The organism is Virgibacillus indicus, from assembly GCF_002266285.1.
Taxonomy (GTDB): Bacteria; Bacillota; Bacilli; order Bacillales; family Amphibacillaceae; genus Virgibacillus_K; species Virgibacillus_K indicus.
On record NZ_NPMS01000004.1, the window covers coordinates 131,727 to 157,195 of the forward strand.

At 36.9% G+C, this 25,469-nt stretch carries 28 protein-coding genes; 2 read left to right on the plus strand and 26 right to left on the minus strand.

What is annotated here, in order from left to right; all coding sequences use genetic code 11:
- Nucleotides 1-68 precede the first annotated feature (68 nt).
- The 20 genes from CIL03_RS10120 to CIL03_RS10215 form a co-directional block, all read right to left on the minus strand.
- The gene (locus CIL03_RS10120) at nt 69-1,067 is read right to left on the minus strand and encodes a hypothetical protein (protein ID WP_240508046.1); all 999 of its coding nucleotides are present in this window, start codon (nt 1,065-1,067) and stop codon (nt 69-71) included.
- A 22-nt stretch (nt 1,068-1,089) separates the two neighbouring features.
- Nucleotides 1,090-2,229 (minus strand): peptidoglycan DD-metalloendopeptidase family protein, encoded by a 1,140-nt coding sequence (locus tag CIL03_RS10125; protein WP_094885737.1) that lies wholly within the window; start codon nt 2,227-2,229, stop codon nt 1,090-1,092.
- Nucleotides 2,226-2,951 (minus strand): hypothetical protein, encoded by a 726-nt coding sequence (locus CIL03_RS10130; protein WP_094885738.1) that lies wholly within the window; start codon nt 2,949-2,951, stop codon nt 2,226-2,228. The genes CIL03_RS10125 and CIL03_RS10130 overlap by 4 nt, the downstream gene beginning before the upstream one ends.
- A 3-nt stretch (nt 2,952-2,954) precedes the next feature.
- Nucleotides 2,955-4,916 carry a VirB4 family type IV secretion system protein gene (locus CIL03_RS10135; RefSeq protein WP_094885950.1) on the minus strand — a complete coding sequence of 654 codons (1,962 nt, stop codon included), beginning with the start codon at nt 4,914-4,916 and terminating at the stop codon, nt 2,955-2,957.
- Nucleotides 4,917-4,935: 19 nt separating this feature from the next.
- Complete coding sequence (locus CIL03_RS10140; RefSeq protein ID WP_240508047.1) at nt 4,936-5,634, minus strand: hypothetical protein; 699 nt, start codon at nt 5,632-5,634, stop codon at nt 4,936-4,938.
- Nucleotides 5,585-5,974, minus strand: coding sequence for a DUF5592 family protein (locus tag CIL03_RS10145; protein WP_165767929.1), 390 nt, complete (start codon nt 5,972-5,974; stop codon nt 5,585-5,587). Before CIL03_RS10145 ends, CIL03_RS10140 begins: the two co-directional genes overlap by 50 nt.
- Nucleotides 5,946-7,892 carry a pLS20_p028 family conjugation system transmembrane protein gene (locus CIL03_RS10150; protein WP_094885739.1) on the minus strand — a complete coding sequence of 649 codons (1,947 nt, stop codon included), beginning with the start codon at nt 7,890-7,892 and terminating at the stop codon, nt 5,946-5,948. Before CIL03_RS10150 ends, CIL03_RS10145 begins: the two co-directional genes overlap by 29 nt.
- A gap of 170 nt (nt 7,893-8,062) precedes the next feature.
- Complete coding sequence (locus tag CIL03_RS10155) at nt 8,063-8,590, minus strand: DinB family protein (protein WP_240508048.1); 528 nt, start codon at nt 8,588-8,590, stop codon at nt 8,063-8,065.
- Nucleotides 8,591-8,732: 142 nt separating this feature from the next.
- A complete protein-coding gene (locus CIL03_RS10160; protein ID WP_165767930.1) occupies nt 8,733-9,188 on the minus strand; it encodes a hypothetical protein in 456 nt (151 codons plus the stop codon).
- 159 nt (nt 9,189-9,347) lie between these two features.
- A complete protein-coding gene (locus CIL03_RS10165; RefSeq protein WP_094885741.1) occupies nt 9,348-9,584 on the minus strand; it encodes a YdbC family protein in 237 nt (78 codons plus the stop codon).
- Nucleotides 9,585-9,606: 22 nt separating this feature from the next.
- A complete protein-coding gene (locus CIL03_RS10170) occupies nt 9,607-11,883 on the minus strand; it encodes a VirD4-like conjugal transfer protein, CD1115 family (protein WP_094885742.1) in 2,277 nt (758 codons plus the stop codon).
- A gap of 34 nt (nt 11,884-11,917) precedes the next feature.
- A complete protein-coding gene (locus CIL03_RS10175; protein WP_094885743.1) occupies nt 11,918-12,958 on the minus strand; it encodes a toprim domain-containing protein in 1,041 nt (346 codons plus the stop codon).
- Nucleotides 12,951-13,604: a hypothetical protein gene (locus CIL03_RS10180; RefSeq protein ID WP_133087826.1), complete on the minus strand. Its 654-nt coding sequence runs from the start codon at nt 13,602-13,604 to the stop codon at nt 12,951-12,953. Before CIL03_RS10180 ends, CIL03_RS10175 begins: the two co-directional genes overlap by 8 nt.
- A gap of 86 nt (nt 13,605-13,690) precedes the next feature.
- The gene (locus CIL03_RS10185; RefSeq protein ID WP_094885745.1) at nt 13,691-13,870 is read right to left on the minus strand and encodes a hypothetical protein; all 180 of its coding nucleotides are present in this window, start codon (nt 13,868-13,870) and stop codon (nt 13,691-13,693) included.
- Nucleotides 13,871-13,909: 39 nt separating this feature from the next.
- Nucleotides 13,910-14,143: a pilin gene (locus tag CIL03_RS10190; RefSeq protein WP_066189364.1), complete on the minus strand. Its 234-nt coding sequence runs from the start codon at nt 14,141-14,143 to the stop codon at nt 13,910-13,912.
- 35 nt (nt 14,144-14,178) lie between these two features.
- Entirely contained in the window at nt 14,179-14,454 is a 276-nt protein-coding gene (locus tag CIL03_RS10195; RefSeq protein WP_094885746.1) for a hypothetical protein, read from the minus strand.
- A 692-nt stretch (nt 14,455-15,146) separates the two neighbouring features.
- Nucleotides 15,147-17,351 (minus strand): YhgE/Pip domain-containing protein, encoded by a 2,205-nt coding sequence (locus CIL03_RS10200; RefSeq protein WP_206207691.1) that lies wholly within the window; start codon nt 17,349-17,351, stop codon nt 15,147-15,149.
- Nucleotides 17,352-17,460: 109 nt separating this feature from the next.
- Nucleotides 17,461-17,634, minus strand: coding sequence for a hypothetical protein (locus CIL03_RS19825; protein WP_165767931.1), 174 nt, complete (start codon nt 17,632-17,634; stop codon nt 17,461-17,463).
- Between the two features lie 997 nt (nt 17,635-18,631).
- A complete protein-coding gene (locus tag CIL03_RS10210) occupies nt 18,632-19,183 on the minus strand; it encodes a helicase (RefSeq protein ID WP_094885748.1) in 552 nt (183 codons plus the stop codon).
- Between the two features lie 145 nt (nt 19,184-19,328).
- A complete protein-coding gene (locus tag CIL03_RS10215; protein ID WP_094885749.1) occupies nt 19,329-20,015 on the minus strand; it encodes an ArsR/SmtB family transcription factor in 687 nt (228 codons plus the stop codon).
- Between the two features lie 114 nt (nt 20,016-20,129).
- On the opposite strand from CIL03_RS10215, the gene CIL03_RS10220 reads away from it, so the two are divergent.
- Nucleotides 20,130-20,984: an isocitrate lyase/PEP mutase family protein gene (locus CIL03_RS10220; RefSeq protein ID WP_094885750.1), complete on the plus strand. Its 855-nt coding sequence runs from the start codon at nt 20,130-20,132 to the stop codon at nt 20,982-20,984.
- Nucleotides 20,977-22,170: an MFS transporter gene (locus tag CIL03_RS10225; RefSeq protein WP_094885751.1), complete on the plus strand. Its 1,194-nt coding sequence runs from the start codon at nt 20,977-20,979 to the stop codon at nt 22,168-22,170. Before CIL03_RS10220 ends, CIL03_RS10225 begins: the two co-directional genes overlap by 8 nt.
- A 131-nt stretch (nt 22,171-22,301) precedes the next feature.
- Here the strand turns inward: CIL03_RS10225 and CIL03_RS10230 are convergent, their stop codons facing one another.
- The 6 genes from CIL03_RS10230 to CIL03_RS10255 all read right to left on the minus strand — a co-directional run bounded on the left by CIL03_RS10230 (nt 22,302) and on the right by CIL03_RS10255 (nt 25,170).
- Entirely contained in the window at nt 22,302-22,487 is a 186-nt protein-coding gene (locus CIL03_RS10230; RefSeq protein ID WP_133087827.1) for a hypothetical protein, read from the minus strand.
- Between the two features lie 115 nt (nt 22,488-22,602).
- The gene (locus CIL03_RS10235) at nt 22,603-23,118 is read right to left on the minus strand and encodes a GrpB family protein (protein WP_165767932.1); all 516 of its coding nucleotides are present in this window, start codon (nt 23,116-23,118) and stop codon (nt 22,603-22,605) included.
- 356 nt (nt 23,119-23,474) lie between these two features.
- Nucleotides 23,475-23,945 (minus strand): peptide-methionine (S)-S-oxide reductase, encoded by a 471-nt coding sequence (locus tag CIL03_RS10240; protein ID WP_094885754.1) that lies wholly within the window; start codon nt 23,943-23,945, stop codon nt 23,475-23,477.
- A 342-nt stretch (nt 23,946-24,287) separates the two neighbouring features.
- Nucleotides 24,288-24,557, minus strand: coding sequence for a hypothetical protein (locus CIL03_RS10245; protein ID WP_019375754.1), 270 nt, complete (start codon nt 24,555-24,557; stop codon nt 24,288-24,290).
- Between the two features lie 99 nt (nt 24,558-24,656).
- A complete protein-coding gene (locus tag CIL03_RS10250) occupies nt 24,657-24,845 on the minus strand; it encodes a helix-turn-helix transcriptional regulator (protein ID WP_019376599.1) in 189 nt (62 codons plus the stop codon).
- Nucleotides 24,835-25,170, minus strand: a complete 336-nt coding sequence (locus CIL03_RS10255; protein ID WP_019376598.1) for a hypothetical protein — start codon at nt 25,168-25,170, stop codon at nt 24,835-24,837. Before CIL03_RS10255 ends, CIL03_RS10250 begins: the two co-directional genes overlap by 11 nt.
- Nucleotides 25,171-25,469 lie beyond the last annotated feature (299 nt).

Here is a 25,469-nt window from a genome sequence, read left to right on the forward strand (position 1 = left end):
CCTTTCATATAGGTTTTGCATCTCATTTGATTACTGAATATATAGGTTTCATATAGGTTTCAAAAAGCTTATTCCCCTTCTTTTTTCGGGGCTTTATCTTTCTTTTTCTCTTCCTGCTGTTGCTGCTTCTGCTCTTTCATTTGTTGCTTTTCTTTTTCCAATTGCCTTTCAGGATGAAGTAATGCATTGAGTTTTTCTTCCCGGTTTTTATACTTCTCCCGGAGTTCTTTTACCTTCGTTTTATGCTGTTCAATTTCTTCTTTTGCACGAAAAATTGCGTTATCTTTTTGCTCTATTTCTTTATTAGTTTCATCTTGTTCTTCCTCCGTTTCAAATTCCATTTCACCTTGAAGAGCAGTTTTTTCTTTTGATAAAGTAGCCATTAATTCCTCTTGGAAAGGAATATTTTCATGGATAATAACGGAGATTTCTTGTTTAATTCGGTTCATATCTGCGATAATTGTTTCTTTTTGATATGCTCTATCCGATTTTGTTACAAGGTTTTTATTAACTTCAATTTCACGATAATCACCAACGATGATTACCTCTTCCGGCTTCGGTAAATCGGATTCTTTAATTTCATCCAATGCAGTTGTAGCCACATCACTATCATTCTTCAGTTGGCGTTTGTATTCTTGTTTGAGTATTTTCTCATCCCGATGTTCCGTTACAAATAAACCAATAACATGATATTCGGTTGGAACATTTTCTATTTGAACCACCATTATATTATCGGATTCATAAACTTTTTTTGCTGGATAGGTTTCCTTTGTTTCTTTTCCTTTTGCTTCAAACGTAAATGTCGGTTCTACTGCATCTGTTCCTGTATGAACCGTTTCAATCGTTACTTCCATGAGTTGATTATTTGGATTATATTCCCAGTTTCTTAATATTAGCGTGGACTGATTTAATCCATTGATGGATTCGTTATATGCTGTTTGTGCAATTGCACTGTCGTCATACATCCATGATTTAGACGTAAAAAAAACACCAAACAATATGCTTAGTGTGATTATCATGCCAATATAAGCTTTGTTTTCCCTTCCATTCCCAAATTTACTTTTCACGCTTTACGTGCTCCTTTCCTTTTTATTTATCACTCGTTAAAAATGATTTGATATGTGGCATTGGATCTACTTTCTCGCCATTAATTATAATTTCAAGGTGAATATGCGGGGCGGTTGATCCTCCTGTAGAACCAACATAACCAATCACATCACCGGCCTTCACTTCAGTACCAACAGGAATACCTTTTTTACTCATGTGAGCATAACGAGTTTTAATTCCATTCCCATGATCAATTTCGACATACCAGCCATAACCCCTTCCCATGTTTTCTAAAGTTGATTCAAATGTTGTTCCGTTGGATTTACTTAGGCTAACTTTTCCATCAGCAAAAGCCACAATTGGAGTATTTCGTATACCACGACTTGCAATGTCTATTCCAGCATGAAACGTTGTACAATTTCCACATCCTGAACGATAACCAAAGCCTGATGTGATTGTTTTTGTATATGGAGAAATCCAAGACTTGCCACCAATTAATTCCATATCAATATGACCCTTAGCTTCACAATTCATGGTTAATCCACCTAAATTTGTGGTTAATTTTTTCATGGTTGGTATCCAGTGTTTATTTAAATTGTTCGGATCATTTTCTGCACCAATTGGCGCATACACTTCCCCAAGCTGATCAATTGTTACCAAGCCATCAACTATGATTCGATTGTACAATGTCACGGCCATTGCCTCTAATCCTTCTCTCAATGTCGGAAATCGTTGAAGAGTTTGCCAATCTGTTGCTGGATCCATTAACCCACCTGGATTTCGTTTTTTGACTACTCCATCAGATGTTCCATAGCCAGTTTCATGTAAAGCAATAGCACCAAAAAGAATCGGATCAATTCCTTTTTCTTTGGATAGTTCGATAATGTCATCACCATATCCCGAGAGGGCACCCGAACGATTGTTATGTTTAAAATAACGATTCCAATTCTCTTGATCCAACTCACCACTTGGAGAACATATAAAACCAATTTCATCATCGTTCCCTTGCTCACTATTCTGATGATCAACACTCCCACTTATTGCACCGATAATCGCAAGTAACAACGTACAAAGAATTAGGAAGATAAGAATAGGTATTATGTTGGCAACTAAAAAGCTACCTGTTCCCACAAGCAGCTTCTTTCTTAACATATGTTTTGCTAATTGTTTTAACTGCTTCACTTCTCCCCCTTCCCTTCTCCTTCCATGTTTTGATTGTTCGGTGTAATCATGTCACTGACTACCCAATTGTCACCTTCCTTTTGCAATGCAATGTAATAAAGCTGCATCGGCTTAGAGGTAGATTTCCCTTTCACTGTCACATGCCATGTGGCAAAGGCACCATACGTTATTTCTCCACCTTTTACAGGTTGAGAAGCAAATAGTTCAATTGCTTCCAGCTCTCTTTTTGTCTTTTCATCCTCATACTTTGTCATTTCTTTTTTTACTTTTTCCAGATAACTTAATGTGACTGCCCCATTCCATTTACTCCAATCGGTCACTTGCAATAAATAAAGAGCAAGCACTTTTTCCGCTTGCTCTTTCGCTTGTTCCACTTCTTGTTCACTATATTGATTTATATATTTTTGTTCTAAATCTATCTCTTCCTGATTGTTTTCCACATGTTCATTTGGCTTTCTTTCTTCTTTTGTATCAGTTTCCTGTGCTTCTGTGTTCTTATCTTCATCATCAGTTAATACATCATTAATTTTATCCCTATCTAAATCATCTGGCTCGTTCATGTTCTCTTGTTGTTCAGTTTTTTGAAACATTTCTTCCGGTTCTTGTTTCTTTGGATCATCAGTAGTCCATTTCCATATATAAACAATAACAATTAACAATGACACCACCATAAGAAAGATCAACTTATAAAACATTCGCTTATCAGGGTTTTCTTCTCTCATGTTTTACAGTCCTCCCCTGAATAGCGTTAATTCTTCCTCACTTGCCTCAATGGATAACATGATATTTCCGACACCTGAAATACTTAATAAACAATCTCCTTGATGGAGTTGGGGAACATGTTCCAATTCACTTTCTGTAAGCTGTCCCTCAAAAATCGTTCGCAAAGAATCCAATGTATTTGAGTCTTGTTGCATGACAAATTTATATTGAGTTAATTCGAACAAGGTACGTATTTTAGTAACTGTTGCAGTATCTTTGTTATCTGGAACAAAGTCACGGATAGACTGACTTGCTAAAATCATTCCACCAAAATATTTACGTGCTTCTCTTGCAAAGTCTGTTAAAAATGAAACAGCTAACAAATTATCAGCATTGACTAAACGATGTGCTTCGTCAATCATAATTAAGAACCGGACTGCATCATCGGGATCAAACTGTTCATTTTGATACATTTGTTTCATTTGCCTTGACCCTACTTGAATCAGGTTATCCCAAATTAAATTTAACGTATTATACATCTGTGCTTGAAACACATTCTTTTCTAACTTTGTCAAATTACGAATGGAGAAGAATATCACCTGTTCATCAGTAATATCCTGAATCGTTGTGTGACCATTAAATAAAGTAGCATAACTGTTCACCACATTATCAATGACCAGTTCAATCTTCTCCAAGCGATCCACCCGAGAAATAGATAATTCAGGTCGTAGGCTTCGTTTTTCCAAGTTATCATATAGCTGTTCCCGAATATAATCTAGCAAGTGACTAAAGATTGGATATTCTTCATTCGTTAATGTCGTAATACCTGTTGTTTTAATTTTCTTCAGGAATCCCAGCGACTCATAAAACATTCGTAATATCTTTTTAAATTCCTCAATTTCTTCCGTAGAAGGACTGCCAGCAATAAACTCATAAAAAATAGCAACCTTTGAAATATGCTGCATAAAACATTGTTTTTCATATTGTTCAAAGCTTACTTGTTCTTCTTTGTAGTTACTCTTATCATCTGCCCGATAGACTTGTAATGGATTAATAATCCCATCGCTGCCATCCAAGCTAATAGATTGGCCACCTAAAGCACTGACTAACGTTTTAAATTCTCCAGTCACATCAAATCCTCGAATGAAGTTCCCTCTTGCTTCGTTGTCCATTAATAATTTTTTCAGAGTAGTAGACTTCCCTGCACCCATCTTCCCAACAACTACAGCATTATAAAAACGTCTTAATTTGTCTTTATGAAACAAATCAAACAGGACATTTCCACCAGTAAAGGATGTGCCTAGAAAACTGCCTGTGCGATCATTTAATTCAGAAAAATGATAAGGCAGACCAGAAGCAAGTGTGATTGCTGGCATCCCTTTTCCTTCCCTTTTATTTGGAAATTGAATTTGTTGTTCATAAGGTAGGAACATGGATTGCCATTCATAGTATGACTCATTCAAAAAGATTTGCCCCTTAAACCCAATGGAATTGAGTTTAGAAATTGTGCGTTCCACCTTCTTTTCTAACTCCCAAATCGTCGGGGCAGCCACAAATAAACGGATATGAAGAAGTTTAATCACTTCTCCCATTTCGGAAATTTGTTGGTATAAATCTTCCATTTCTTTATAACTTCGTTGTGCATCCATACGATCAGACTCTTGTTTCGAACTGCGGAAACGGACATCTTGTTCCACCATGCTTTTATTAATAGCACTGATGGTTTCATCCTGGTTCATCGTTGCAACATCTGCAACAACCGTAACATCATACATTGACATCACCTTATCCAACCAAAGCAAATTGACATTGGAAGGATAATCCCATACATGAATGCACGCTTCATACCCATCCCCTTTTTGAATGTATTTATCTTTAAAGCTAATACCCCCTTGTGGCTGTATAGCAGTTAAAAAAGCTTTATTAAGTTCTGGTTTCCCCGATTTCCGGTTATTTTCTATAACGGCTTGTGTCTGTTTTCTCATCATATATTTCATCCCTTCATCAAAGCTCTGTATTCTGATTGTTTAATAGAAACAATATCTGTTCTTTTTTACTTTTTGATAATTTCTGTAATGGAAAGGAATTTTGCATTCCCTGGATACAATCCTGTTTTCTATCTTCCAGTTCTTCATTATTATCTGCAAAAATAAACATGAAAAATTCCCGATTATACCGTTCCCTTTCTAGGTACTCAAATTCAAATAGCTTTTGTTCAATATACTTCAGACGTGAAGGATTTGTTGCCCGTTGTTGCTTTTTCAACCAATAAGCACGTTGTACTTCAGTATTGGTTGGAAAATTTAAGATGACTTCTTTGAATGAACGAAAATAACTTCTGAGGAATTGCGCTCGATTTAATAATAAGTAGTTTAAGTCTGTATCATTTAAAGCATGAATATTTTTCGTTTGCACTTGAAAAATATCCATGACCCCTTCTTTCAGCAAAATATAATCGTCATGGATTTGAACAAAGGGAAGAATGCCAGAAGTCTGTTTTAATATCTTTGGCTTCTTTCCTTGTTTTATCATTTCGTCTTTCAGTTCTTTTTTCTCTTTCCTTTTTTGTTTAAGCTTTTGAAGCAAATTTATTTTCTTTTTCTGTTTTTTATTTTTCGCTTCTACAACCTTTTCCGTCCCTTCCTCCTGCAAGTTATAATCTGGTTTTTCCTGTTCCGATTTTATCAATTTCAAAGGTTCCATATTTGTTATTTACCTCCTTCCATCCCTTCTCGCCTTTTTGGATTTGTTCATTCATTACTTCGTTTCGATCCATCGTATGATAGGTTCCCTTTTTATGACGGAACATCAATACGATAGATTCATAGTTTCGTTTCCCAGGATTATTGCCACTTGGCAGAAACAAATAAATCATTGCCACGACTGCCACACCAAAATAAAAAAGAGTAAATAGGCTATGCACCAATTCCCTTAAAATCGTTAATAATAAAAGAGAGCTAATCAATATAATGACTAGCTCTCTCATTTCTAATCCTAAGATTTTAGGTTTGGATTTAATCTCTTTCGGTATCTCGTATTTCATTGCTTTTCAGCCCCCTTTTTTCTATTTTGATTTGCTTCGCGTGTTGTAGGTCTCCTTTAAACTGGCTCACTTTTCGCCCGATGTCATATCCTGTATTATGTGCTCGCGAAAGAAAATGACTTCCACGTTGTACGGTACGATTTCCGCCAATCAGCGTGTGTTTTCTTTGTGGGTAAATATGTCCCTCGTTACCAGGATTCACAACTGGTTTGGTTTGACTATTTGAAACAGTTTGGCCACCTGCACCACTTTCATTACTCCCACCACTGCTTGTTACAGCACTTGTGTTGAATGGAATGGAATTAGCATGAGAACCCTTCGAATGATTTTGCATACCTTGGTTTTCTGCTGTTTTCGGTATTGAGTTTGTACCATTGGTATTTGTACTTGATCCAGCATTTTTACTGTTTGTTGAATTCGCTCCCGTTTGCATTATGTTTGATTTACCATTATTCACGGCATTTGGATACGTTGAAAATTGTTGCTCGTTACGTGATGTTTCTTGGTTGGGATCACGTGGTGGAATAGGCTTCACATTGTTATTTCGCATACCATCTTTCATTCCTTTGTACGCACCAACTCCTCCAGCCCCAATACCTCCGGCTGTTTTACCCCCAGCTTTAACAACTTTCCCAGCACCTTTTCCAACCATAGATGCACCAGCACCAGCCATTTTCGTTCCAGCATATGCTCCCATCATTGCTTGCCATCCTGAACGTAGTCCAGCATCGATTCCCATTGTACGTTGTACGATATCAGGAGCATCAATAAGCGCCCATGCCCCAGCAATCAGCAGGATAATTACACCAACAATACCAATCTCCTGTTCTAAATCGTTTGCCCATTGTGCATATATAATGAACAATTTCAACAGTACAATCATTACAAAGATAACTGCAAACGTACTAACAATTTCCGTTAACACTTTCTTCAATCGTTGACCACCTGTTATATCTGTTGATGCAGTAAACATCGCATAAATTTGGTGGAAAGCTAAATCAAACATAGCACGACCAATTTTTAATGTCGTAATGATCAAGGCAAATCCTGTTACAGCCAATATCGTAATTGCGATAGCCCAATTGACATGGTATCGATAATAGCTTTGCTGCCCTAGGTTTGTTGCTGGAACCGTGTTTTCGCTTAACTTTTCAATGCGTGAGGTACCGTCCCCGTTTTGAACGAGTGTGTGTTTTAAAAACTCCTTTTCTTCAATAGTCAGCTCTTTTACCCAATCTTCTGTTGTCCAACTAAACCACCCTTCATCTTCATAGATATCAAGTTTTTCGGTTACATCTATCAAATCAGGATTCTTCAATTTATTTGCATAATAATAATTACTGGTGCCAGTTTCTTTATTTGTTGGATGAGGGGGAAGTGGCAAAATATTCTCATCACCCATCGCTGTTTCATTATTTAATCCATCAGCATAGTTGAAATCACTATCCAGATAGTACTTTAAATCGGCAATATTTCTTTTTAAGACATTATCAGAAATGTTCCCATCTACATTCACTGCATCCAACCCTTTATGAAGTAAGTCTTCCATCATTCCCATTAAACTAGGCAGAATAACTATAACACTTACTGCAATTAACACGTTCATGAGAATTTCATTTCGTTTTTCCACTTTATTCAGCATAAACATAAAACCTAGAACTGTTACCGATACGACAAATAATCCAATTGCAAGTGGTTGTAAGATGTCTATAAAACTACTCATATCTTCGCTGTTGTATAAACCACCTAATGTAACTACTTTTGTAGCAACCCCTTCTATCCAATCATTGATCCATACTAACAGCTGTATGATTCCCCAACCGATATTCCGGAGAAGATCATCATACAGCCAGCCACTAGATAAATCGAGGATATCTGCTAAATCCTCGTATAGTTTTTTTCTTTCTTCACCATCCATCTACAGTATTCACCACCTTTTAAGATGTAAAAAAAGAACCCATAAAAATGGATTCTTACGTTTACTTTATAATTAGAAATTAATCGGATTCTTTAATACTTACTCAAGATGTCTGTCTTCTTTGTTCCACAATCGCTCCCGATTGCTTTATAATTGATTATTTAAATTGGTCATAGGTTTTCTTCCACCCTCCTTCTCAGCCATCGAATTTGACCTCTGTGGTTTACCTCATCTTCAAAAACGTGGAACCAAATAAAGTAATTGTTTGACGGTAGCCCATCCCAATGTCTTTCCTCATACAGCCACTTATCGTTAAGATCTTTCAATTCTCTCAACGTTCTTTCACGAACTTTATAAAGTGTTTCCAAATAATACTCAAGTGGATTACCTTTTATTTCCTTACGTCCTCGATCTCCGAGTTCATATGCTGCTCCCCATTCCCTATTTTCCTCATCATTTGGTTTCCTCTTATCAAATATTTCAACCTGAAAACCAAACTCAACAGCTGCCATATGTAGGAGAAGTGAACCTATGGTGTTACTATTCTCGTCTTGTAGATAATCGAGTTGTTCTATAGTTAGTCCCTTTACTGCATTCAGGGTTGTAAACCTTGCGTAGTTCATCATAGAAACTAATTTGCCTATTTGTTGATCAAACCCAGGTACATTCATAATCTTGAATAAGTTTTGATTCCCCATAAGTTACAACTCCTTGTTTAATATGTCTTGATAATCTGTTCGATTATTCAGTTAAATGGCTCGTTAGTTGAATAATATGATTCCTTAAATTTGTATAACATACAGCAAGCAGCCATATTATAGTAAAATAACCCAAATATAATCAATAACTTAATTCAATATTGTTTTGTTGGGCATACTCTAGTGCACTAGAAATTCCAGCATCTATACCATCCATATATTCCATGAAGCTTGATCCATACCCATCAGCGCCGTCAGCTGTACCTTCAATTAAAGACTTGCCAAGCAATGTTTCTCTTGGATTCTTCATCACTCCACCATCTTCAATCAAAACCAATCCATCATCTTTCGGTTCCCAAACATCCCCTTTATATTCAGAAGGAGTATATTTTTCTCCTAATTGATCGAGTGTTTCTTGGCTTTCACCATCAAAATTCACGTAGAAGGCTGTCTGCTCCTCTTTATTTAGTGATTCATCAAATGCTTCTACTAGTTCAGACTTTTTAACATCTTCCTCACCCGCTGAAAATGTAACCAAAAGAAATGATTCTTCATTATCTAATTTTTCCTCTAACTCTTTTAAACTAATTTTATTCATGCCAACCTCTGCTTTATTTCCACAGGCACTCAAAACCAACAGAAATGACAGTAACATAAAGCAAATCAACAAACTTTTTTTCATCTTCTCCCATCAACTCCATTTTTGTTCATTTTTTCCAGTATAACAATAATGGTCTAAGGTAGAAAATATTTATCTTTATATATGAAGTGCTTCAGGTAAAGTTTTATACAGTATTTCTAATTCTCCTTTGGTAAATGTGAATCCTTTACCAATCCTTGTTTTATCGGCATTCCACCACCTCACATCAAACTTGGGATCTTCCCCATTCCAGCTAATCAAATTCAACTCTTTTGCCCATCCCCCTTGGCTCCTATGCAACACGACTATTTCTTCGACAACTTCCCAATCTACACGATATTTCTTTTCCTTCATTTCATAACAACCTCCTCCCTTTTTAATTTGCACTTATTGCTTTTTTGATTAATGCTTCCTCTTTATTAGCTTCTTCTGTGTCTTCATTTTGTTCCTGTCTTTGCTCTTTCTTCCTTTGCTCAAGTTGACGTTCCATTCTTTTTTTTACTTTTTCTTCCCATTCAGATAAGACATCTTCCTGCAAATATTTATGGACTGGTTCAATCAATTTCAAATGAAGTGCTTCAAAATTTGGTCGATAGACAAGATAACTTAAATAATGTAAAAAGGACCAATTATCCATTTCCTGCATTTGCTTTTGTGTTGTTTCGCTATCTTTTTTCGACAGTCCTTCTACTTGCAGCAAATTTCGTTTCAGTCGAATAAAGTCCTCTCTTACCATAAGATCAGCCATAGGTAAGTATAAGTCATCACGTACTTTGGCTGAATAAACCATTTGATTTAGATTCATATCGTAATACGTATCAGAAACAATCGGTAATGAAAGAATAGACTTACTTGTATCAAATTCTTTTGCTAGATATTCATACCGAAATTTATGTTTTGTTTGATCTTTATTAAAAATCGGTTTCGGTTCAATCTTTCTGCGTTTCATATCTTGTCGTTTATTCACACGAATCACAACGGACTGTCCTTCTTGCAACCTCATCAATTCATCAGGTGTAAGCAATGCTCTTTCCTTGGTTGATTCACTGTGCGATTTATCGAAAGAGTGTAATTCTCCACTTCGGCTCACATCTGTTATCGTTCTTGTACCTAACATGCTAGAATAATGCTCGGCAGTGCTTTTGTCTTCGGTTAATATATAGATTTGATTGGAACAATTCCCAATGATTGTATCGGATTCCTCGCCATACATTGATTTAACTTGTGAGTAAGCTTGAATGATTAAGTGATAGCGAAAACCTCGACCTGCCCCAACTGTAACCATCCCAGCCATCCCTTCAATAGTAGACATATTTCCAAATTCATCTAATAGAAAGTGAACATTCCGTTTCATTTTCCCACTCTTGCTTTTCGTTGCTTTCTCCGAGTTAACTCGATATAGTTGACTAATTAAAATACTCGCTAGTACTTCATTTGATTTATCAGAATCAGGTGTTGCCATAAATAATGCAATTGGTTTATCGCCAAACCCAATATCCGTTAGATCCAAGCTGTTGTATCCTGTTACCTTGGCGTTCGGTTCTAATGTAAATATCTGCAGTTTATCCATGGCAACACTAAATATACTTCCTCTTGTATTTCCCGTTGCAAAATTCGATGTTGCATACATCATTCTTGCTGAATTATTTTCATCTCTTGCCTGAAAGAACAAATCTAGCTCATTGTTCCCTTCCTCGTCATTGTCACTTCCCTTTGTGGAAAGGAAGTTTGCCACAGAATACATGGTCACTCGTTCTTCTTTCCCTTGATTAACCATATCTTCTGTTAATGCAAGGATAATAGCTGTTACTAATGATTTTGCACTGTTTGACCAGAAAGGATCTTTTGCATTTGGATCATGATATAAGCTAAACGCAACACTGTTTGCATATTTTTGTGCATCACTGTAACGTCCTTTCTTCCATGAATCAATGACCAGCTGCAATGGATTAAATCCCATGCTCATGTCATGCTGAATAAGATTGAACACATGAACGTCATAACCTCGTTCTGTCAATGTTTCATAAGAAGCACCAGCCAATTCTCCTTTTGGATCATTGATAACCATAGATGGTTTTTCACTAGCTCTACTTTGCACATCAATCATTGGCACAACAAAAGTTTCACCTTTACCACTCCTTGTAATACCAATTACCATCGTATGAACGGGAGCATCATCAATTAATAATTGATAGTTATTCCCTTCATGTAGTCCAGCAATAATAGTACCGCCTTTCCCCTCATATTCTTCCGCTTTAGATGGAATACTCAAATATTGTCTTTTCATGTTCTTCACTTTTTCAAATTCGTTGGTTCCATGTTGTCCTTTATTAATAGATTGATAGTTCATTTTCACATTGTATAGAAGTTTCAATACACTGATCCCAATCAATATATAAAATCCCACATAAAACTCTATCCACTCTTGTTGGAAAATGAAAAAGTAATGCCAATCGACAGAGAATGTATGGAAATTTATCTTTTCGGGATTCGTTGCAAAGCCTTCCACTAGATGTAATACTTGTTGTAAAAAATGTAACAGGAAATTCGCAACGAAAAAGCCTACAACGGTTATACATACTATAATTAAACTGATAATCTTCCAATCGCTTATACGTTCTGTTAATGACTTTTCATTATTGGAATGCTCCATCCTTTACTCCTTTCATTACAGACCATCATCATTTTTATGAAAATGGTATTTCATTTTCTATCTGTTTAGTCTGTTGTAACTGATTCGTATCTTGTAAATAGCTTTTGCTAAATTGCGCTCGGTTGCCTTGTAAAAATTCGTTTGCATCTTTATAGCCGTCACTATAACTGAATAACGAAACATTTTCGTCCAGCCCTTCCGTTTCTAACGTATCAACAAGTTTTCGCGTTGCTTTCCAGCCTGCTTTATCATTATCCATTGCCACTAGGATATGCTTATCTGTAAATGCATCTTTGTTCTCACGGATATATGCTTCCACTTGCCGTGTTTTGGATGCACCTGTTAATGCAATAAATCCACAATGTTCATCTACTTCACGAAAAGAAAGAGCATCCAATAATGATTCGCTAAATACAACCGTCTTCATTTCTTCTGGAATCTCAATAAAAAAATCCTTCGTATCTTTAGAAGGATTCATGATTAACTGTATTTCTTTGGGCTCCAGTGTTGGATCAATACTAGAACGTAACAACACTCGATCTAAAATGTTATTTTTATCATAAAGGAGAAAAACCAAATTTCGCTTACACATCCAGCTATTGTTAGAGTAATCTTTTCCTATCAAGCTACTTGTTTTTTTGAAAAAGTATTCTGCCACCTCTTTATTTTGTAAATCGACAATGTGCTTTCTTGTGTTTTCTTTTGATAATCCTCGGTAGCCATTATCTAATGTATCGCTTTTCAAGCCTATTTTGGCAAAAGAAAAGAGCCTCATCGACCAAGTTAATGCTTCTTTCTGGTCATCTGAAAGGCTCGGAAAAGTTTCTTGTATCTTTTCTATTTCGGCATCTAAGCTCTTTTTCTCCTGGAACTGTAATAGCATTTGTTCTCCACAATGATTTTCGCGATTGCATTGAATAAAATTTTTGTTGTTCTTATAGATGAATGCCTCGTGCTCATTGCATTCTGGACAATTACAGATATAATAACGTCCTTTATCTTCTGCATTCAGCTCATCTAGCGCATTTTCGATATTTTGATAAACTAACCGTTTGTACAAGCTTTGTTTATCCATTTTCACCACCCTCTAACATCTCTCTTATCCTCACTTCATATCTTTGGACAACCGGTTCAATGACTTTCTCTTCTACTTTTTCATCCGTATTTAGTATAGTGCCTTCAAACAATAAATCATGATAACAATTGTGGAATGATTGGATTAATTCATTATGGAACTGGTATGCTTTTTGAAATCCATTATCAACTACAAAAGGTTCCTCAAACAAATTATTTTCTAGCCTTTGATACGCCATATTGTGTACCATCAATATGTTAATACGTTGTTCTTGCAATGATTGATAATTGGTCACTATATGAGTAATGATCCTTTTAAAGTTTTTATCATTACTCATATATGACTTTAACTGCTTATTTTTACCTTCTCTATCAATAACAGCATCAAAACTAGTACGTATTGCAGTCATCACATGTTCCATTTCTGCAAAGATGCTTGTTTCAATTACAGGAGTGATTCCATTGTATAGAGCTTTTAACTGTTCATCGTTTAACTCTAATGGAACCCTTCGTTTCGCTGGATCACACATCACTTTATGGAAACGATTTTCAAATGCTGAATATAGACCAGCAGATTTTTTATGAACAGTATTGTTTTTTGTATTTGAGTACTTTTTAGTTACTTCTTTAACTTCCACCAATTTCACCTCACGCCTCCATTTCAACTTCTGCATCCTATTCGTATTGTTCATGCAAGGCTTCTCCATTAAAGAGAAGCCATAAACTATCTCCCTTATAATGCTATAAAGTTTTGCACACAAACCGATTCATCCAACTCCTGATTTTCAGCAATCGCTTGTTCCATGGATCGAATGTCATCAATATTTTGAATAGGTTCAGTTAAGGTAACATCAATGTTTCCCCACCCCTCTGAATAAATATAACTAACAAAGTACTTGTGCTCTTTCTCCATTGTTCAAACACCTCCCGAATGCAAAAGATAATTCAGACATTAAAACCCAACAACTCGCCCTCCCATCCAACTAACAAGGCTCGCAGCTAAATAAACAATGCCAAAACCAATGGCAACGTTAACCATCCAACCAGTGTACAATTCCTTCTTTTGAGGATCTTTTGCAAAAGTCCACAGTAGACCAATGACAACAAGTACTAGCCCAGCTAATACTGGCGCAACTGGTTTAATTCCATCAGTTATATTTGTGATTGTTTGAATTGCATCTTGCATAGATTTTCAACTCCTTTCCTTTCAAGTAGCTGTCTTTAGGATCGCTTAGCTACCTCTGTAATTTGTTTTCGATTATGAACATTAAAATTCAAGATGATTTCCTGATGTTGCATATGAAGCCATTCATAATAAGATTCACCATTTGCTTCTACAATTTCTTTTGCCAATGCTTCAAACTCTTTAAAGCCGGTTGGTTTTGTTGGTTTCTTCTTTTTTGATTGTGAAGCCTTCTTTTGTGAATCAGGTGAATGTTTCTCTTTATCTCTTAATGTTTCGACTTGTTGATCTTCCTTTTGTGTATGATTAGACAATCCGTTTCACCTCCCAAAAAAGAGCAAAATAAAAACCCTTTTCTCGTAAAAGAAAAGAGTTAATAGGAAGTATCAAACTTCCTGATACTAATACTTTAACACCGTTTTTATGGGATTTTGTTCGTTGTTCGTTCGGTAAACGTTCGCAAAAAGTTCGTAAATAGCATTTTTAAAAATTCTTGTATATTCTTCTCCCATCCCCAAGCCACTTAGCTAACTAAAGAGATGTTAATCTTCTATAAAAATGTCCTATATTTGATTAGAGGAGACATAAAATGATTTATCCTTGTTGCTTTGAAATAAAGTCTGATTAAAAACACCACTCAAACCCATATTCAAAGTTAAATTAAAAGAATCCGTTTTGAAAAAAGATTGATCAACACGGATTCTTTATATGTGAAGAGTTATACAATTTTATAAAAAAGTTTGATCATTTTCCATCTGTATTGTTCTGTATTGTGCAACAATCGCGCCCGATTGTTTAAAACTCTCATTTTAATTCATAATGCAATTCTGCCTATTGTTTGTTTTGCCTTACATTGAGAAGTTGCAACTAGTTTTCTTGTTCTCCCGGAATAAATAACGGATTTCCAAGACCAATAATTGAAGGAGCAATTTGAATAATAAATTCGTCTACAATTTTCTCTTGAACGCGCATGTTCATTTAATTTCATCCATAACCCCTCCGAATTTTAGTGGAACAATCCGGATTCCTTCGATTTTTTCATCAGTTTGTCTTTTTTCTCATTAACAGGATCTTTCAGAAATACCCCGATTATTATGAATGCCAATCCGAACAAAGACAGGAAAGTCAGATCGTGATAAACCCGTGCCCAGACAATGCCTCCAACAGCTTCACGCATCAAATCAATAGCATACGTAAACGGGAGAAATGGATTGATGGCCTGGAAAAATTCTGGTAGCAGTACAACTGGATAAGTACCGCCGGACCCGGAAATCTGCAGTACAAGCAAAACAATAACTATGGCCTTTCCGACATTTCCAAACAGCGACACCAGCGTGTATACAATCAACATGAACACAAGACTGATTAGCAACCCAAACAACACGAACCATACCGGATGTACAGCATATACATCGATAATGAATAGATCACCCAGTGTCACAATCAATGTCTGCAAAATACCAATTAATGCAAATGTGAAGAACTTGCCAAAATAAATCTGTCTGCTTGTAAAATAAACTTCCCGATGAACATCAGCAGCTAATAATGATATAAGCAACAGCGCTCCAACCCATACAGCTAGAACCGTGTAAAATGGTGTCATACCGGAACCATAATTTGGAATCGGGAACAATTCATTTTTATTTAACGTAACCGGCTCAGCAAAAAAGCTGCGTTCCGCTTCAGGATTATTCAACAATAGCTCGATTATCTCATTAATATCAGTTTCTCCCTGTATTTTCCTGATTTTATCTGCAAGCTGATTCACTTTATCATAGACATACGGATATTCATTGAGCATGTATTCCAGTATATCCTGACCTTCCTGGATATTCCCTTCCGTTCGTCCCAATATTTTCTCAACTTCCGGAATGGTGGACTGTATGCCAACCAATATCGACCTGGCGTTAACAAGTGTTGATTGCGCATTATTGATTTTCTGCTTCACAACTGGTTCTATATTTTGGTTGTATTCTTTCAAAAAATCTCCAATTCGGTTAGACGTATTTGCCGTCAGTTCCTCCAAATTGGCAAGTATGTTATCCACTTCCTGTTTCTTATCCTGAATAATTTTGCCTATTGAATCAACAGTACCTTGGGCTTCTCCTAAGGCCGCCTGGATTGTTTCCAGATCTTTTATTGCTTGATCGATAACCTTGTTCTGTTTTTCCGTGTCAGTATTCTCGTTCTGTCCTTCCGTATTACCTGATTCACTCTGATTGTTCATTTCCTTCAGCTGTTCCAGCGCCTGCTTCACAGTTGTAATTTGCTCTGTCGCAGTGTTAACCCGCTCATCCAGTTGCTTTTTCAGTTGTTCTCCGTTACTGAAATCAACCTGTACATTTTGAGCATCCTGAATAAAACTATTTATATCCTGTGCAATGTTCTGTGCTTTCTTTAAATCCTCTTTAATTTTTGGAGAAAGTTCATTCAGACGCTTTTCCGCTTTGGACAACATTGCCGCCGTATCATCAATTGTCTCTAATCCACTACCGGTTACCTGTTTCGCTTTTGGTATCATATTTTGCGCTGAATTAATAATCGTTTGTGCACGTTTCGCATCATCAAGGGACTCTGTCATTAGCTTATGAATCTCCGGCAAGTCTTTCTCCAGCCTAAACACGTACTCCTCAAATTTCTTAATGTCAGGCAGATTTTTCTTCAGTTCAAGGCCAAGGTCATTAAACATGTCAAAAATAACACCATTTACCGTGGAAACAAAGTTGCTGCTCACCTTCTCAACGATAACACTGGCACCTTTATCCGTTATTTTCGGTGCAATGGCGTTAATCTTTTCGTTTACATAATACTCCACATTTGCCTTTTTTGGGTTATCGCTTGTGACTGTTGCAAGATGTTCAGAAAAATCCTTTGGTATAACAATAACGGCAAAATAATCACCATATCGGACTTTTTCCATCGCTTTTTCTCTGTTATTGAAATGCCACTCCATCGAATCATTCTTTTTCAGTTCCTTAACAAGTTCATCCCCAACATTAATCTTTTCACCTTGGACCTTGGCACCCGCGTCTTCGTTAACAATACCGATCGGAATCTGGTCTGTCTGGCCGTACGGATCCCAGGAGGCTTTAATGTTGAACCAGGCATACAATGAAGGCAGCAGAATGAGTCCGCCTATTAAAATAGCCGCTACCCAGTTTTTAGATATATTTTTCATGTCGGTTGAGAATATATTCCAGATGTTTTTCATGATCTTCTTCCTTATGTCTTATGTAAAATTTTAATGTAATGTTATTAGCATATTATACCAAGTTTTACCGAAATGAAAAAGATTGACCAGTAAATGACCAATTTGCCCTTTAAAATAGAGTAGCAAAGTTACAGGGGTTTGGAAACTCGTTTTCCGTGAATCCAATCGGAACTGCTGCTCCTTCTTGTATGATGATTATTGCCAATTCATTGACGAAATTTCTTTCTTCTTCGTTAAATGTTTGCAATATTTCAATTGTCTCTGGATCTTGATTTTTTGACAAAAAAATCAATAACTCTTACCATCATGGTTTTTTTGATAAACGATCCAAAGGGTTCCAAGTTCGGGATGAGGTTATCGGTATACCTCCTGGTGTCATTTGATTACCCCCTTAACACTTTATATTGATTAGTAGAATTTACCCCCCTCTCGGAAAGTATACATTTTTGGATTACAATGGTTGTAACTCCAAATTAAAAAGCTCAATTCCCCCTGTACTTTAAAGAGAAACTGAGCTTTATCCGTTCCGCAATCTAGCCCTTATCAGCAAGATGGATGTCCGTCTTTATTACGCAACTGCGCCCCAATTACGGAACATCTTTGCTGTTTACTTACATAAATGCCTGCTTTTTAACAAAGTCCTAAAAGTGAATAAGTTCACCCTTGTAGGAAAACCTGTATATATACGGAAAGGAGCTTCTACATGTTTATACAATTTATACTTTGGTCTTCATTCATTGTTCCTTGGTTATCATTGTTTCTCTTAAAAAAAGAAGCTGTTAGACGTTATATGCCTGTAGCCATCTTTGTTGGCAACTTTGCAGAATGAATTTTCGTATACATTTAAGTGGTGGGTTGTTAAGGAAACGTTTTTCCCATGGGTGATTACATATGTCCCATTCGTTTATGGAGCTTTTTTAATAGGAACGATTTGGATCTTCTATTTTACATTCGGGAGATTTTGGTTATATCTAATCACAAATATTGTAATTGATTTTTTATTCGCCTTTCCAATGAACGAATGGTTTGAAAAGTTAGGGCTATACAAACTCGTTAATTATACAAATTGGAATATTTTCTTTACCTTTATTTTTATGGCTCTTGTGATTTACTGTTATCAACTTTGGCAAGAAAAGATATTTAAGAATAAAAATGAATCTGGTTAATTAGTAATTTAATTCTTTGTGCGCCGTAACCCTTTCACAAAATGGTCTTTTCTTAAGCAATATCGGGGGTAGCTTTATTCCAGAAGCGCGCCCGTTGATTGAATAAGGAATTTTTTACTTCAAGGTTTCGTTTTGACAAAAGACAAAGTGATCATCTGGATCCAAGACGTGCAGATGATCAGCAATGTATCCGCGCAACCACAGCACACCTTCAATTCGTCTCAAATAGAATCCCTTGGGAAAGTAGACGTCATCGGATAATATCTCCGATGCTATTGTAACGGATCCATACGGAGCTCGATGTCGACAAGAAGGCTTCCCTGAATGGCCTTCGGGTTGATCCAGATACTCCAATCTTAAGTGCGGGCCTAGCTCAAGGGGACATAATTCTAAGCCAACCTGGTTCGCTTTTTTAAAAAGCTGGGGTATAGTAGCTCCTTCGGGAAAGCCAAGATCACGAACTTTGAGCTCAACAGCCCTCACACTGTATATCGTATCTGAAATGATGAATTTATTATCAGCGAATAGCCTCTCTCCAAGCTTGTTCATCAAAATAGAATGTTGTTGCAATTTTTGAAGAAGCTGCGATTTCGTAAAACCACCAACCTCGACCGTTCTAATAATAGTTGGGCATTCGGGGTATATTTTATCTTTTTCAACACTCATTTAAAATCACCCCTAACGAATTGGTTTTATAAGCTTATACTGTAATATGACCCTATAATAGCAATTTGGACGCTGCCCTGTATTTTGAAGTGACCCCGTTTGCGGAATTGTGTAATTAACTTACATCTTGGTGAATTTAATAACTTCAAATGGATACATGAAAATGTTTTTCAAACCCTGTTTGACCCTTTTCGGTAATGCTTACTGCACGTGTCGATGGTTTTCGAACAATCCATTCTAACTCAAAAAACCGTTCAACAAGTCCATGACCTAACGCACCAGCGAGGTGATGGTGACGTTCACTCCAGTCCAAGCAAACACGTGAAAAGGATCTGCGCTTTTTCTTCAATTCCCTTATGTCCAAACCAAAATCCATAAAGAACTGTTCCCCTTTGGTTGTCATAATAAATGACTGTTCCTTTTTCTCCAAATAACCGAAATTCACCATCGACTCCGTAAGTTTCACCCCTAACGTGCCAGCCAGATGATCATAACAGGTTCTTGCATGTTGTAGCGCCTTCGCTTGAGAAGATTGCCTCAAAGAACGTACTTCAGGTGGTTGGGAAACGGATAAAAAGGACTCCAGCATGCTAGCAATTTCCTGATTCGCTAGCTGGTAATAACGAAAACGGCCATGTTTTTCAACAGTAACAAATTCACCGCCAACTAATTTCGCAAGATGAAAGCTAGCCGTTTGAGGTTTAATTCCCGCCATATTCGCTAATTCCGTAGCTGTGTGGAATCGGCCATCCATTAAACTGGTCAGAATTGCCGCGCGCGATGATTCACCCATAAGGGAAACGACTTCTGCAATATTTGGATTTACCCCCATCTAACAAACCTCCATTTTGTATTCCATATTTCGATTATAGTTGAACTGTCTATAAGTTACAATAATACCAGGCAATAATTAAGCCAAATTTTATATATGAAATGAGGGTTCACTATGAATCACAGAAATCAATATGAAAAAGCAAAAGACTTTTATCAATTACACCAACAACCCACCTCATTTGTACTTCCAAACGCTTGGGATGCTGTCAGTGCAAAGGTATTTGAAGAAAGTGGATTTGAAGCTATTGGAACCACAAGTGCAGGAATTGCAGCCTCGCTGGGATATGATGATGGGCAAAATATACCTTTTGAGGAAATGACTACAGCCATCAAAAATATTGCAACATCCGTTGATATACCCGTCAGCGCAGATATTGAGGCTGGATATGGCGAAACGATTAGTGAAATTGTAGACAAGATGAAAAAAGTTACAGCAACTGGAGTCGTAGCGATAAACATCGAAGATGGCACAGGTAATTCTAATCAAACGCTTTATGATATTTCCTTTCAACAGGAAAAAATTGCGGCTATTAAGGAACTTTCGGATTCCCATAAAGAGTCATCACTGTTTATTAATGCCCGCACAGATACGTACTGGTTAAACATTGGAAACCCTTCGGAGCAATTTGAGGAAACTGTTAAAAGGATAAAGTCATTCGTAAAAGCTGGTGCGGACTGTATTTTTGTTCCTGGCTTAAACAATCGGGAAATCATTAAGAATCTCCGGAATGAAATTGCTTGTCCCATCAACCTTTTAGCCAGTCCAGAAACACCTTCCTTAACGGAATTATCGCGTATTGGAGTTGAAAGGCTTAGTTGTGGTTCAGGACCTTTCAGATCGAGTGTTACATTGCTTAAAGCCATTAGTGAAGAAATTATAAACCAACAATCTTTTCATCGTATGACAGATGGGGTACTGCCTTATGGAGAAGTTACTAAATTGATGGGAGGGAATTCAAATGGTTAGGAAAAACACGTTAACTTTTTGGTTTGTTGGCTATACACTCCTCATGTTAATGGTGGGAGCGAATATTCCATCCCCTTTGTATAGCGTTTATCAGCAGCAATGGGGATTTTCATCAGGTGTATTGACGCTTATTTTCGCGATCTATGCCTTGGTTCTCATTCCTTCCCTATTGATTTTTGGACAACTTTCTGATCGAATCGGGAGAAAAAAGATTCTGCTTATCGGGTTGCTGATTTCGGCTGCTGGTTCAGCCGTGTTTGCCCTTGCGGGTAGTCTTGTTTGGTTATTTATCGCTCGTGGCTTACAGGGGTTAGCGGCAGGGATGATGAGTGGAGCGGCGACAGCTGCCTTAGTTGAGCTTCGCCCCCATCATCGAAAAATCGCTTCGCTCGTTACTTCCATTGCGACAGCAGGTGGAACAGCCGTGGGACCGATACTTGGAGGCATTCTTGCACAATACGGTCCCCACCCACTTGTAATGCCGTATATCGTTCATTTAATTTTATTTATCCCTGGGTTTATTGCTATTCTTATGATGAATGAAACGGTGAAATCAAAATCGACCGGGCATTGGCGCCCTCAACGGCCAAGTGTACCATCTGACATTCGAACACCGTTTGCAATGGGGGCTATCACTGCTTTTGCAGCATGGTCTGTAACGGCCTTATTCATGTCCCTTGTTCCTTCCTATGTTTCATCCTTGATGGGAATTCATAATTTAGCCATAACGGGAGGCGTTGTATTTTTAATGCTGGGGGCATCGGCAGTAGCCCAACTAACTTTTAAAAACCTATCTTTTCGTATATCAATGATGTCCGGACTCATTCTATTAATTGTCGGTTTAATTGGTTTCGTGCTGGCAGTTCCATCACAATCGATAACGTTATTAATCATAAGTACAATCATAACGGGATTAGGTCAGGGGCTAGCCTTTATGGGAAGCATGCAACTTGTCAATGAAATTGCCCCTGCCAATCAACGGGGGAACGTTGTCTCAACCCTTTATGTTGTCATTTATATTGGTGTAGGCCTTCCCACAATTGGAATTGGTTTTGGTGCTGTATGGATTGGACTATACGCCGCTATTTCTATTTTTACCTGTTTCATCGTGGCTTTGGCTACCCTTATGACGGTTTGGATTAAGGTAAAATTGAAAACGGAAATTAACAACCTTGTGACTCAATAACATTTCTGGCCGATTCCTCGTACGCGGGGAAATCGGACTTTTTTATAGAAAAGTAATTTACTTTTATTCAAGGAAAGCGCCCGATGAAACAACAATTGGGTAACGCCTATTTCGGATTTGTGCCCGATTGTTTAATTTTGACCATTCTTCTTTACATCAACCAAAAAATAAGTGCTTCCGCCCATTAAGCTACCTCCACCAACAGCCATAATAGCCCCAATTACTATCCAATGAGTAGACACATAAATCCCTGCAAAAAACAATATAAAACCAATTAAAACCATTATAAAACCTTTTCTCTTCATCGTTTTCATCATAACGATCACCTCTAACTAAACAATAAAACTGTTCGATAAACTGCCCCTTATATGCGATATTTGCGCCATTCCTTGTTACTGAATAGCGCCCGATTCTGGAACAGTCCTTTACTAATTACCTCGTGAAGCCTTTTGCACGTTTGAGAAGTTGAGCAATAAAATCAGATTTGTAATCCGAATATGCTAATAATTTTCGATATCCTTGGTGATATGCGTCCAATTTATGTTGAGCATAAAGTTCGGCCTCATCAGGGTGGCTACGCAAATAATCTCTTAGCTTTAAATTGTCATTCCATAACATCGAATTTAATTGAGTTACTGCGAGGTTGAACGAGCGTATGCCACGCTTTCGACAATAAATCCTTCCTTGAACACCAGCTGTTCCAAGACATTCATATCCAAGTTGTTCTAACTCCTTTTTTTGGCTAACAGTGATCTCCAATGTTCCATGCAGTCCTATCAATATATCAACAATAGGCTTGGCAGTGAGTCCAGGTACTGACGTGCTGCCAAAGTGCTCAAACGTAGTGTTTGGTCCAAAAATCGGTTTTAGAGAAATTATTTCTTCTTCAAACCAGTTCTTCCAATCGGGACTGTATTCTAAAATCGAAATTTCCTCATCTATTTTCATTGACAATCCTCCAATCTTCTTCATACTATCCTGCTCAATTAGGGATGATCACAGGGTTGCTGCTGTAGACCGCAAAGTAATGTTTATGAGGGAGCATCTGATGAAAACAGGAGCAATAGATTGTATATGGCAATTAAAAAATGTTATTTACAGCAGTATGTTTTTTGAATATAAATCAAGGCTTTATACTCAAGTTATGCTTAAAATCTTGTATATAAAGCCTGAGTTATAATAAATACTTATTGAATTAAAGGCCAGATTGTTGAAAATGATTAAACGATTCTGTTCTCCTTATTATAATAGTAAAGCACTTCTTAGAACTATAGAGTCTATAAACCATCTTTTAATATTCTTCTTTACTTATATCTACTTAATATTTTTTCTGGAATATGACAATAATCATTCGGACATCTAGCTAACCTATCTTGATGTTCTTCTGCACTTCTCACATAGTTTGTAAGAGGTAATACTTCAACAACTATAAGCTCATAATCATTTCTCTCGCCCAGAAATGCCTTCGCCTCTTTTAAGTGTTCTGGCTTTTCACTATATAATCCTGTTCTGTATTTCTCGCCAACATCCTGCCCTTGTTTGTTCAAACTGTATGAATCAATGATTTCAAATAAATATCCCATTAATTCCCTGATTGTTACAACCGTCGGATCAAATCCTGTTTTTACACATTCGGCGTACCCATCATAAGCACCCTCAAGTGTATGACTTGTTCCATTAGCTCTTCCCGCTTCTGTAAACTTAACTCCAGGTAAAGTTTTTATAAAAGCTTGTACTCCCCATAAACATCCACCCGCAAAATATACTGCTTCCATATTGTTCTCTCCCTTAACTGCAAAATGCCCAACAATCCAAGGATGGAGCCCAGTTCTTATTCCAGTTTCGCGCCCTTTTCTTGAATAATCTTTTGATATTAGCTGATATGTTGAATCTAATACTTTAGAAATACTTATTTATTATTTTAACCCAACCAACTACTGCCAATATGAACATAACGCCCCAAAAAAAGCTTCTGCGCCATATCCGAGGTATCGCAAACCAGTAAGATACAATTTTTAATGTCGTATCATCTTTTTTATTATTGTTTTTATCACTAATATGCCACCACTCCAATTGTTAATCGCTTCTTAGGTTAAAGCGCCCTATTCTGGCATACTTTACAAACTTGGCTTATGAGATTGTAAAAGCGATAAAAACTTCTTTTTAGCATATGTATATACCGCTGGAATGGAGGTGTTTTCTGTTGCTACTTCATCTTCTAACTGTATATGATTTGCATTTATCTTTCTAACAACAAACATATTGCCTTCATACTCACCTTGACGGAAGTTATCCAATGCAACAAAATCATAAATGAGATGAAATGTTTCGATATCCATCATTTCATCTCTGATAAATTTGTCAAAAATACCTTCATCTTTACTCATCATTTCACCACCTTAACGTATCTAACAATCTGGTCCTTTTCTTCAACATTGGGCGCCAATGCTTGTTTGAGAATCGCGCCCTATTCTGGAAGAAACAAGCTATGGATTGAATACGTCATCAACTGTGGTATTGAGTACTCTCGCTATTTTAAATGCCAGTTGTAGAGTAGGGTCATATCGGTCATTTTCAATAGCATTAATTGTTTGCCTTGATACATTGCATTTCTTTGCCAGTTGATCTTGTGTAAACCCTTTATGCTTGCGAAGTTCTAAAATTTTATTTCTCATTGCTACTCATCCGACGGCTATAAATCCAGTAATATACAAAATAGCTAATAACCGCAATCAACAAATAAAGTAATTCTGGATAGACAAACGGAATCAATGCTAAACGCTCATCATTTAGATTAAATAAATCAAAGACAAAGTTAATAACGAAAAACATAAGGAGTAATAACCAACTGCTTACAATCGCTTTTTGTTTAATCAATTGTGAACGCTCATCATCCTTTGTTTTTACCCCACCATATTCATCTGTACCAGTAACCCAACCGATAATAAAGAAAATAATTAAGCCCACTAAAAGTGGCACGACTGCTCTAATTAAATCCAAAGTAATCACCTCTTAATAATGTCAAAAGTTCTTTCCATTTAACCTTAAAGGAAAGTTTCGTCTGTGTCAAAAGGTTTTTACATTTAGAATACGAATTACACCACAATCTGGCCCGACAATGGCAAGTTGGGCGCTAGTCTTATTCCTGATTAGCGCCCGATTGCGGCACTATTCCTGTTTTAAATCATTATCTTTTTCCTTATCTTCTCCAAATAAAAATTCAAGTCCAATAAGAAAAGTGAGCGAATTAACAATTAGTAATAGAACTGATAAAAACTTCTTCACGGCTAATTAATTCC